Source organism: Sulfurimonas sp., from assembly GCF_032250635.1.
GTDB lineage: Bacteria > Campylobacterota > Campylobacteria > Campylobacterales > Sulfurimonadaceae > Sulfurimonas.
On record NZ_JAVVFL010000002.1, the window covers coordinates 23,791 to 33,895 of the forward strand.

Annotated in this window: 11 protein-coding genes; 5 read left to right on the plus strand and 6 right to left on the minus strand. The window is 41.6% G+C overall.

The window, feature by feature from the left end; translation table 11 throughout:
* Positions 1-42 precede the first annotated feature (42 nt).
* From RQ763_RS00315 to RQ763_RS00330, 4 genes are read right to left on the minus strand one after another with little or no spacing between them, the layout of a single operon-like run.
* Positions 43-654: a protein-L-isoaspartate O-methyltransferase family protein gene (locus tag RQ763_RS00315; RefSeq protein WP_314150386.1), complete on the minus strand. Its 612-nt coding sequence runs from the start codon at positions 652-654 to the stop codon at positions 43-45.
* 2 nt (positions 655-656) lie between these two features.
* Positions 657-1,769, minus strand: coding sequence for an alanine dehydrogenase (ald, locus tag RQ763_RS00320; RefSeq protein WP_314150388.1), 1,113 nt, complete (start codon positions 1,767-1,769; stop codon positions 657-659).
* A gap of 9 nt (positions 1,770-1,778) precedes the next feature.
* Complete coding sequence (locus RQ763_RS00325; RefSeq protein WP_314150391.1) at positions 1,779-2,051, minus strand: DnaJ domain-containing protein; 273 nt, start codon at positions 2,049-2,051, stop codon at positions 1,779-1,781.
* Entirely contained in the window at positions 2,048-2,836 is a 789-nt protein-coding gene (locus RQ763_RS00330; protein WP_314150393.1) for a glycerophosphodiester phosphodiesterase, read from the minus strand. Before RQ763_RS00330 ends, RQ763_RS00325 begins: the two co-directional genes overlap by 4 nt.
* 77 nt (positions 2,837-2,913) lie before the next feature.
* Between RQ763_RS00330 and RQ763_RS00335 the strand changes: the two genes are divergently transcribed.
* Complete coding sequence (locus tag RQ763_RS00335) at positions 2,914-4,185, plus strand: MFS transporter (RefSeq protein ID WP_314150394.1); 1,272 nt, start codon at positions 2,914-2,916, stop codon at positions 4,183-4,185.
* On the opposite strand, the gene RQ763_RS00340 is transcribed toward RQ763_RS00335, so the two are convergent.
* Positions 4,182-5,360, minus strand: coding sequence for a lysophospholipid acyltransferase family protein (locus RQ763_RS00340; protein WP_314150397.1), 1,179 nt, complete (start codon positions 5,358-5,360; stop codon positions 4,182-4,184). The two genes, RQ763_RS00335 and RQ763_RS00340, sit on opposite strands and share 4 nt — an antisense overlap.
* Positions 5,361-5,472: 112 nt before the next feature.
* On the opposite strand from RQ763_RS00340, the gene pgsA reads away from it, so the two are divergent.
* Genes pgsA through RQ763_RS00355 form a run of 3 tightly spaced genes read left to right on the plus strand, consistent with a single transcriptional unit; the run spans position 5,473 to position 7,766 of the window.
* Positions 5,473-6,024 carry a CDP-diacylglycerol--glycerol-3-phosphate 3-phosphatidyltransferase gene (gene pgsA / locus RQ763_RS00345; RefSeq protein ID WP_314150399.1) on the plus strand — a complete coding sequence of 184 codons (552 nt, stop codon included), beginning with the start codon at positions 5,473-5,475 and terminating at the stop codon, positions 6,022-6,024.
* Entirely contained in the window at positions 6,024-7,076 is a 1,053-nt protein-coding gene (rseP, locus tag RQ763_RS00350) for an RIP metalloprotease RseP (protein ID WP_314150401.1), read from the plus strand. Before pgsA ends, rseP begins: the two co-directional genes overlap by 1 nt.
* A 15-nt stretch (positions 7,077-7,091) precedes the next feature.
* Complete coding sequence (locus tag RQ763_RS00355; RefSeq protein ID WP_314150409.1) at positions 7,092-7,766, plus strand: YggS family pyridoxal phosphate-dependent enzyme; 675 nt, start codon at positions 7,092-7,094, stop codon at positions 7,764-7,766.
* 128 nt (positions 7,767-7,894) lie between these two features.
* On the opposite strand, the gene RQ763_RS00360 is transcribed toward RQ763_RS00355, so the two are convergent.
* The gene (locus RQ763_RS00360; RefSeq protein ID WP_314150403.1) at positions 7,895-8,653 is read right to left on the minus strand and encodes a carbonic anhydrase family protein; all 759 of its coding nucleotides are present in this window, start codon (positions 8,651-8,653) and stop codon (positions 7,895-7,897) included.
* A gap of 114 nt (positions 8,654-8,767) precedes the next feature.
* On the opposite strand from RQ763_RS00360, the gene RQ763_RS00365 reads away from it, so the two are divergent.
* Positions 8,768-10,018, plus strand: coding sequence for an NAD(P)/FAD-dependent oxidoreductase (locus tag RQ763_RS00365; RefSeq protein WP_314150405.1), 1,251 nt, complete (start codon positions 8,768-8,770; stop codon positions 10,016-10,018).
* The last annotated feature ends 87 nt before the right edge of the window (positions 10,019-10,105 follow it).

Here is a 10,105-nt window from a genome sequence, read left to right on the forward strand (position 1 = left end):
CATTATATCATTATTTTTTATTTTGCATAAAAACACCAATGACTAATAAATCAGCGGAACAAATGCAAAACCGTAGTGCTCGTTAGCATCAAACTCTCCGCTCTTTTTTTTAACAATTTCAAAAACTGAACTTTGAATCGGAATGACAAGTTTTGCTCCGACTTTTAGCTGTTCAATGAGCTCATAGGGAAGTTCATCGGCAGCGGCAGAGACTAATATGCGGTCAAATTTTTCGCCCGCTATGCCAAGTTCATCTCCTGATTGGATTATCTTGGCATTTTTAAACTTATATTTTTTTAAGTTAGAACTTCCAAATCTTACAAGCTCGCTCACTCTCTCAACACCCGTTACAGAGCCGCTCTCTCCCGCAATATACGCCAAAAGTGCGGTTGTCCACCCTGAGCCGCTTCCTATATCCAAAATCTTATCTCCCTCTTTTGGCGAGAGCATCTCAAGCATCATAGCTACCGTTCTTGGCTGAGAGATTGTCTGCCCATTGCCGATACCCAGAGGATAATCCTCATAAATATCCATAGCGCCTCTATCGGCTACAAAATCGGCTCTGTCTACATGTCTGAAAGCCTCTATGATTCTGCTTGAGCGAAGCGCGCCGATATCTATAAGATAATCAACCATATTGTTGTTTGAATACATTTTTATTTATCCTCTATATCAAGAGCTTTATACTCTAGATTGTGAGCCTCGGCAACTGCGCGATTTGTTAAAGCTCCATTAAAAACATTAACTCCCAAAGCCAATGACGCATTATTTCTAATAGCGTTAATCACTCCATCGTTTGCCAATTTTCTCACATAAGAGATTGTTGCGTTTGAGAGCGCTACGGTAGATGTTTTCGGATAGGCTCCGGGCATATTTGCCACGCAGTAGTGCAATACTCTCTCTTCTATAAAGGTGGGGTTTGTATGAGTTGTAGGATGTGAAGCTTCGGAAATACCACCCTGATCAATGGTAATATCTACAAGAATAGAGCCATTTTTCATCTCTTTTAAAATCTCGCGCGAAATAAACTTCGGAGTTGGGGCACCTCCGTGAATGAGTACCGCACCGATAACCATATCTGAACTCTTTATAGCCTCTAAAAAAGCATTTTCAGAGTACAAAAGAGTTCTTACATGAGGAAGCTGCTTTTTTAACTCCTCAAGCCTTGACGGGGTTCTATTGATGACCGTTACATCCGCGCCCATGCCTGAAGCTATCTTGGCAGCGTTAAACCCGGCATTGCCCGCGCCTACTACCAAAACTTTTGCCGCCTCAACTTCCTCTGAGCCGCATATAAGAACACCATCACCGCCTTTGTAACGGCTAAGATGATAGGCTCCTACAATAGGCGCCATACTTCCGGCTATCTCGCTCATAGGTTTTAAAAGCGGGAGTTCTCTGCCTTGTGCTACCGTCTCATAAGCAATCGCACAAACTCTCTTTTGCATCAAAACGACAGTAAGCTCTTTTGTGGGCGCTAGATGAAGATAACAAAAAAGCGTATGTTTTTCGTTTAAAAAACCGTACTCTGAGGGTTGCGGCTCTTTAACCTTTACGACTAAGTGGGCTTTTTCATATAGCTCTTTTGCCGAAAAAACTATTTTTGCGCCGACATCTCTATACTCAGCGTCGCTAAAACCGCTTCCCTCTCCTGCCATAGTCTCAACAAACACTTCGTGTCCGTCATCTACGAGAAAAGCGATATTTGAGGGCGTTATACCGACACGGAATTCGTCTGTTTTTACCTCTTTTGGAACTCCGATAATCATGCTATTTCCTTAAAAGTTATAAAACCAATCTTTTGATTTTCTTGAGAATGGATTTTGCGCATAGAACTCATCCTCATCCAAAGAGAATCTGTAGTTTTGCATATACTCATTTACTAACTTATACGCTTCATTTATCTCTTTGAACTTTTTTGCATCGCCTTGGGGCATATCGGGATGGTATATTTTTGAGAGTTTTAGATACTTATCTTTGAGTTCGGCTTGCGTTACGCGCGTTACGATATCTAAAACTTCAAGAGCCTTCTCAAATGTTTCATAACTCATAGAGCATACTTTTTGAGTTCTTTATCCAGGGAGTCGCTAAATATATAGTTCACGCCCATCGCAAATAACTCCTTGGCACGTTTTGCACTGTTAACAGTATATACACCTACCGCATACCCTGCTTCTCTTAACATTTTGACCTTTTTTTCATCTGCCGATGCATCATCAAAATGGCATGCTTCAACTTCTAAATCTTTCAAATACTCTAACAGATTATCCTGAACGCTGCCCTCAAAGAGAGCTGCAGTAGGCACGTTAAAGAGAATTTTTTTTGCCTCCCTCAGGTATTCATGTCTAAAAGATGAGAGCAAAACACGCTCATGCACTCCTGCATCTTCTATCTCTTTTGCAACCGCTCTTACGACAATTTTATCCGCAAAAGAGTTAGACATATCTTTAATCTCTATATTTATGAACATACTATTTTCTTTTATAAACTCCAGTGCAATCCTTAGTGTGAGAAGCGGCTCTTTATGCCCGCTGTTTTGCTTAAACCAGCTTCCGTAATCAAGCATAAGAAGTTCATCATCAGTAAAATCGCAAACTCTATATGGAGCCCTGTTTTTAAAGACCTCAATCTCTGTAACATCGGTAGTTCTTTGAAGCGTATCATCATGCATTACAACAACCGCTCCGTCTTTGCTCAGCTGAGCGTCTATCTCTACAAAGTCACACCTGCCAATGCTCTTTTGAAGCGATAAAAGTGTGTTTTCGGGAGCGATAGAGCGTGCACCTCTGTGAGCGGCGACAATACCCTTTTTCTTCATTAGTTCTAAAAATTTCATGCACTATTCTATCATTTATTTTATCCAATCTCCACTTTTGTGGTAAAATTGGTGCGAAATTAAAATAGGCAGCATCTATGCAAGAGAACAAAAAAACCATCTACTCATGGGCACTTTACGACTGGGCAAACTCTGCATATGCCACAACTGTAATGGCAGGCTTTTTCCCGCTTTTTTTTAAATCGTACTACAGCGCAGATGTGGCGGTTACGACAAGTACCGCCCATCTTGGAATTGCAAGCTCTATCTCTAGCCTTGTCATCGTGTTAATCGCTCCGCTGCTGGGCTCTATTGCGGATGTTCATTCGCTTAAAAAAAGATATCTTTTCCTCTTTGCTTATCTCGGCATCTTGATGAGCGCAATGCTCTCGCTCGTCGGAGCCGGAGAGTGGCAGGCGGCACTTTTTATATATATTCTCGGCAATATCGGTTTTATGGGCTCAAACATATTTTATGACGGACTTTTGCAATCCGTCTCAACCAAAAAAAGTGTCGATTTTGTCTCGGGACTTGGTTTTTCACTAGGCTATCTCGGCGGAGGCGTTCTCTTTAGTATCAATGTCTGGATGTTTCAGGATTTTGAGTTTTTTGGATTTGAGAATCAAGCCGCTGCCATAAAGGCATCATTTGTAAGCGTTGCACTCTGGTGGGCACTCTTCTCCATCCCCCTGCTTCTGTTTGTGAAGGAGGAAAAAAGCACGCATGTGACTGCAACGACAAAACTAAAAGATGGATATTTAAGACTAAAAAAAACCTTCTCCAAGATTAGACAGCTTAGACATCTATCCCTCTTTTTAGTAGCCTACTGGCTCTATATAGACGGCGTAGATACCATTATCAGAATGGCGGTTGACTACGGCATGGCGCTTGGATTTGACTCTTCAAATCTTATTTTGGCTCTCTTACTTGTTCAGTTTGTGGGATTTCCCGCAACGCTTCTTTTTACCAAAATATCTGAGATTATGGGAACAAAGGGTGCGATTTATCTCGCCATCGCTATCTATCTCTTTATAATTATGTGGGCGGCTACGATGAGTAAGGTTTCTGAATTTTATATGCTTGCCGTCATGATTGCTCTTGTTCAAGGCGGTATTCAGGCACTTAGCCGCTCATACTACTCAAGGATGATTCCGGAGGGATACTCAGCTGAATTTTTCGGTTTTTACAACTTTATAGGCAAATTTGCCGCTATTTTTGGACCTCTTCTTATCGCACTTGTGGCACTCACTACCCAGAACTCAAGAGTCTCTATCGCTTCAATCTCTATTTTGTTTATTTTGGGTGCCGTTTTGCTCTATTTTGTAGATGAGAAAAAGGGAGAAAAAGAGCTGCATGATGCGCTTACTTAGAGTTTTTTTAGCTCGTGCTCTATAGCGTCTCTAACTCTCTCTACTATCTCGCCCTGCTCCATAGATTGCGGCTCTATAGGTTTTAGAAATGTTACTCTTATTTTTCTGGGTCTTGGAAAAAGCATTCCCGCTCCAAGTGCCTCGTAGCTGCCGTCAATAACAACTGGGACGATGGGAACACTAAATGTTTTTGAGAGCATCGCAAAGTATGGTCTAAACTCTAAAAGTTCTCTATCGCGGGTTCTTGCCCCCTCGGGAAAAATCACTAGATTATTCCCGCTTCTTATAGGAAGTGCACAGTAGATCATCGTCTCTTTCAGGTTTTCGTTCGCATCTATCAAGATACTCTGCCCATGCTTTGCAATAGGTTTTAAAAGCTTTGTGCCGAAAACCTGCTTATATGCCAGAAAGAAGGTTCTTTTTAAAACTTTGTAAGGAAGTGCGGACTCTATTAAAAACCCGTCAAGCATGCTCTGATGAGACGGCGTTATGATATAAGGCGAAGAGGGAAGATTCTCAACTCCTCTGACTTCAAGACGAAAATAGAGCCTAAAAAGCGGATAAAGAATACTCTTATAAAGAGACATAATAAAGGGAGAGTAGACTAGCTTCTCACGGCTTTGCTCTCTCAGCAACTCCTCCCAGTCAGGTTTGGCAACTCTTATCTGTTTTGCATTGGCTTTTACATAACTATAGAGTGCCTCCAGTCTCATCATTTTTGAGAAGAGCGCTTCATCCATTTTTACCCCAAAACTCTCCTCAATAAAGACAAAAAGTTCCACATAGTTAAGCGAATCGAGTTCAAGGTCTAGTTCTAGATGCGAAGTCGGCGATATCTCTTTGTCGGTCATGGTCGCCAAAAAAGACTTTAAAACCCTATATACTTCATCATCCCGCTTATCCTCTTTGGTCAAACTCTCTTCTATATTTTCTCCAAGCGGAGCAGTAAAAATTTTAAAACCCTTTATCTTTTCGTTCTCAGGAGCTTTCATGTTGTAGAGTTCGACGGCGTACCACCGTATCTCCTCTTTGATATTGATGATTTTTGCCTCTTGCAGAGCCTCAAAATCTGGATAAATGAGTGCAAAAGGGTAGTGATTATGCTCTATAATCACGATCTCTTTAATATAGCGCGTAAGCGATAGAACTCTGTTTTTTATTTTTTCTAAATCCATTTTACAAATGTGCTCCAATATTGGCTCTATAATACCCAAGAGACAAAGAGATTGTCAAGCCCTCTTTAAGAGCCAAAAGGCTAAAATACGCAATAAAATCATAAGGCTTTTTTTGTTAAATCTACCTAATATTTTGGCATCTTCACGTATTATTTTGGCTCCGATTATGTTTTGGATTATCTTAAATCCCGACTACTTTACGGATGCGGGTTATCACGTCTCGTGGAACTACTACTTTGCCGCGCTTTTGTTTGTTCTAGCAAGCGTGACAGACTTTTTTGACGGATACATCGCAAGAGAGTGGAACCAGATGACAATGCTTGGCGCAATCATCGACCCGCTCGCCGACAAGATGCTTATTATCGCTGCATTTTTAGGGCTTATGATGATAGGAGAAGCGAGTGCGTGGGCTATCTACATAATCATCATCCGTGAGCTTTTTATCACGGGAATCCGCACCGTAGCGCTAAGTGAAGGCTTAAGCGTAAAAGCCTCATGGGCAGGAAAGGTAAAAACGGTTGTGCAGATGATTGCCATCGGGTTTTTGCTTATGCACTGGCCGTTTGGAAGCGAGCTTTTATGGTTGGCGGTTGCAATAACCCTCTACTCAGGCTTTGAGTATCTTTGGGAGTTTAGAAGAGCACTTTTGGGAGTTAAAAAATAATGAGTTTTTTAGTATCTTTAGCGGTAATCTCCGCGCTTATCTTTTTTCACGAACTCGGGCACTACTTTGCAGCGCGTGCAATGGGCGTATATGTAGAGGTTTTTAGTATCGGTTTTGGACGTAAGATTGCCTCTTTTAAGAGATGGGGAACGGAGTGGAAATTGGCGATAATCCCTCTTGGGGGATATGTGAAAATGAAGGGTCAAGATGACTCTGATCCTACAAAAAAGAGTTATGATGAAGACAGCTACAATGTAAAAACACCTTCGCAAAAGATTTTCATTCTTCTTGCAGGACCTTTGGCAAACTTTGTTTTGGCATTTGTTCTCTATTTCGTCATAGCTCTTGGCGGACCAAACGTCCTCTCTCCGGTTATAGGAAGCGTTGTAAAAGATTCTCCCGCTTTTGTCGCAGGTTTAGAGACAAACGACACAGTCCGCTCTATTAACAGCGTGCCGATTACGACATGGAAAGAGATGGCAGAGATTATTGAGAGATCTGATGGTTCACTTAACCTAGAGGTTGAGAGAGCGGGTCATCTTCACTTTATAGCACTCTCGCCAAAAATAACCCAAACCACAAATATGTTCAATGAAGTGATAGAAAAAAAGATGATCGGCATAGGAAGTGCGGGAGTTTCTCACAAGCTGGAACTTGGTGTAGGCGAGACACTCTCTTACGCAACCGAGCAGACCGCCTTTGCCTCCACTCTGATATTTACCGGACTTAAAAAACTCATAGTCGGGGAAGTTCCCGCAAACGAGCTTGGCGGGATAATCTCCATAGTAAAACTGACATCCGATGCAACCGATGCAGGGTGGATGAGCGTGCTCTTTTTTGCAGCACTCATCTCCGTAAACTTGGGGGTTTTAAACCTTCTTCCTATCCCTGCGCTCGATGGCGGACACATCATGTTCAATCTCTATGAACTTATCTTTAGACGTGAAGTAAACGAAGAGATTATGGTAAAATTAACCATTGCGGGCTGGGTGATACTTTTTTCACTGATGGGGCTTGGACTGTATAACGATATAAATAGATTGGTGGGGTAGAGAATGAAAACCGAAATGAATGACGAAGAGTACAAAATATATATTGACAACATAATAAGAAGAGTCGAGTTTGCAAGAGTAAGATTTGATGAGAAGCATATAGTCAAAATCGTAGCAATAAGCAAATACTCAACCGCGGATGAGATAGCAAAACTCTACCGCATAGGTCAGCGCGCCTTTGGCGAAAACAAGGTGCAGGATTTAAGAGCAAAAAGCAGCGAGCTTGAAGATTTGCCTCTTGAGTGGCACTTTGTAGGGAACTTACAAAAAAATAAGATAAATAACCTACTAGACATTAACCCCGCCCTCTTTCATGCGCTGGATTCGCTAGAACTTGCACATGAGCTGCAAAAAAAGCTAGAAGCTAGAGAGATGACATTAGAGGCGCTTCTTCAGATAAACTCCGCAAAAGAGGAGTCCAAACACGGCGTAATGCCAGAAGATGCAGTTGCGATTTACAACCAGATAAAAAAAGAGTGTCCAAATATTCACCTAAGAGGCGTTATGAGCATCGGCGCACATACCGAAGATAAAGCAATAGTAAAAAAGAGTTTTGAGACAACTTATAGCATCTATAAGCAGTTAGAGGGTGCAACTATCTGCTCCATGGGAATGAGCGGGGATTTTGAGCTGGCTATAGAGTGCGGTTCAAATATGGTGCGTCTTGGCTCAATAATGTTTAATAAGTAACTTCTGCCTCGTCATTGCAAGTTCCTACTCCGTCATTGCGAGCGAAGCGAAGCAATCTCTAAGCACGGCAATCAGAAAATGAATGTCAGCTAACATTTTTAACTATTTCCCGCTTGGGGAAATAATATCTACTCTATTACTTTTCTAGCGTTAATAGGCTGAATAGGTCTATTGTTTTCATGATGAAAAATATCTAAAAACTCTTTTGTCTGCTCTTTAGAGATTGTAGAGTAGTTTTTAAGAACAAGCCATCTGACACCTTCGCTGCACGGCGGAGTCGTTAATGAACCGTTAAATCTGTAGTAATCTTTATCTTTTGGCAAAAGCGCGTTTACTTCATCCGCAGAGATACTTAAAGACTCTTTGCCACCAGCTTTCTTAGGCATTTTTGCCCACACTTTTGCTAAAAAAGCATTTTTTGCGCCATCTTCAAACATCAACCCGACAACTGCCAAAGAGCCCTCTTTTGTTACATGAACAAAGTGACCCTCAAGAGGAAACTCTTTACCGTCTATCTGATTCTCGCTTGGTGTGTGAAAGTGGAACTGAATAAGAGGAAACTTAATGCCATCCACGGTTATGCTGCTTCCAGCATCAAAATTGACCTGAATAGTATGTCCGTTGTTTATTACCGATGAGATTCCGGTGTTGTAATCAAAACCGATCTTCTCCAAATCTTCTGCTTCAACTGTTACTTCTGAAGTAATATTGATAGGAGATTGACTTTTACCATCTTTACACATGCTGTAATCTGCAGCCAATTCACCCCAATTCTCTGGTCCTTCGTGTCCCGTATATCCCCAGTGAGTTTTACCTCCCGCACCTAAAAGAGCCGTACTTAAGAGTGCAATTGCTACACCACTTACTAAAATTTTGCCTAATCTCATCTGTAACCTTTATAAGAAATTTTTATCTGTGAATTGTATCACAAAATTTTTATTTATATAGAGAAGTTAAAGTTTTTAGCAAATAAAATAATAAAAAATTGACTAAAATGTCGCATGAATTTAAAAAAAGAGTATGACCTTATTGTTGTCGGCGGAGGAGCCTCTGGAATGATGGCGGCTATTACCGCCGCAAGGGAAGATAAAAAAGTTCTACTTCTTGAAAAGCTCTCACAAATCGGTGCGAAATTAAAAGCAACGGGCGGGGGACGATGCAATCTTACAAATACTCTAAGCAATGAAGATTTTATGGCAAAATTCGGCCGTAACGGCAGATTTATGCAAGATGCCTTAAAAGAGTTCGACCACAAAGATCTTATGCACTTCTTTAAAGAGATCGGTGTTGATACTCACGCACCTGACGGCTTTAGAGTCTTTCCGACATCGCACAGTTCACAAACGATTATCAAAGCCCTTATAAATGAGATGCAGCGACTCGGTGTAGAGATTTTAACATCGCAAAAGGTTGAAAAAATTGTTTATGTACAGAACCAAACAGAGGGTGTCAAAACTGAGAAGGAAACTTTTTATGCAAAAAATGTCCTCATTGCAACGGGCGGTCTTGGCTATCCGACCTTAGGAGCCGAGGGAGACGGACATGAGATGGCAAAAGAGTTGGGTCACAAGGTAACCGAACTCTACCCTGCCATGATGCCGCTTTTTGTAAAGGAGAGCTGGGTTGCAAATTGCCGAGCCGATACGATTGCCAAAGTAGAACTGCGAGTAGCTCTGAAAAAACACAGCAAACTAAGAGCACACGGCGATCTCATCTTTACCAAAGGGGGCATAAGAGGTCCTGTAGTTCTTGACGCGGCGAGAGAGTTGACCCCTCTTTTAGAGAGATACGGCGAAGTTCCTATTTTGCTAAATCTTACAAAAGGGATGAATGAGGAACAGATTTCAAATCATCTTAAAGAAGTGCTCTCTAAAACCCCGCATATAACTACGCTTGAGCTTTTAAACACACTTCTCCCACTCCCACTCTCTCAAGAATTGTCTCTTTTAGCCCAGACAGAACCGCAAATGAAATATGGAAAGATTACGGGTTTACAAAAAGCAAAACTAACGGCACTGCTTGCTTGGACACCTCTTACGGTTACCGGACATGAAGGCTTTAAGATGGCAATGATAACAAACGGCGGCATCGATTTAAAAGAGATAGACCCAAAAACGATGCAGAGCAAAGTTACAAAAGGGCTCTATTTTTGCGGAGAGATTATGAATCTTGATGGACCCTGCGGAGGGTACAATCTGCAGTGGTCATTTGCGAGCGGACATATAGCAGGATTACTTAGAAAAAGTACCTAATGGAAGCAAAACCGTAAGCTTTTGTCTGCGCTATCATAGCAATTTGCTCCTGTGTCACTATTCCGCCAAGTGCAAAAACTTTGATAT

Excerpts from the sequence above, each read along its gene's own strand:
- RQ763_RS00330 (WP_314150393.1), bottom strand. The coding sequence starts at position 2,836 with ATGAAATTTTTAGAACTAATGAAGAAAAAGGGTATTGTCGCCGCTCAC.
- RQ763_RS00315 (WP_314150386.1), bottom strand. The coding sequence starts at position 654 with ATGTATTCAAACAACAATATGGTTGATTATCTTATAGATATCGGCGCG.
- RQ763_RS00365 (WP_314150405.1), top strand. The coding sequence starts at position 8,768 with ATGAATTTAAAAAAAGAGTATGACCTTATTGTTGTCGGCGGAGGAGCC.
- rseP (WP_314150401.1), top strand. The coding sequence starts at position 6,024 with ATGAGTTTTTTAGTATCTTTAGCGGTAATCTCCGCGCTTATCTTTTTT.
- RQ763_RS00355 (WP_314150409.1), top strand. The coding sequence starts at position 7,092 with ATGAATGACGAAGAGTACAAAATATATATTGACAACATAATAAGAAGA.
- RQ763_RS00340 (WP_314150397.1), bottom strand. The coding sequence starts at position 5,360 with ATGGATTTAGAAAAAATAAAAAACAGAGTTCTATCGCTTACGCGCTAT.
- RQ763_RS00325 (WP_314150391.1), bottom strand. The coding sequence starts at position 2,051 with ATGAGTTATGAAACATTTGAGAAGGCTCTTGAAGTTTTAGATATCGTA.
- ald (WP_314150388.1), bottom strand. The coding sequence starts at position 1,769 with ATGATTATCGGAGTTCCAAAAGAGGTAAAAACAGACGAATTCCGTGTC.
- RQ763_RS00360 (WP_314150403.1), bottom strand. The coding sequence starts at position 8,653 with ATGAGATTAGGCAAAATTTTAGTAAGTGGTGTAGCAATTGCACTCTTA.
- RQ763_RS00335 (WP_314150394.1), top strand. The coding sequence starts at position 2,914 with ATGCAAGAGAACAAAAAAACCATCTACTCATGGGCACTTTACGACTGG.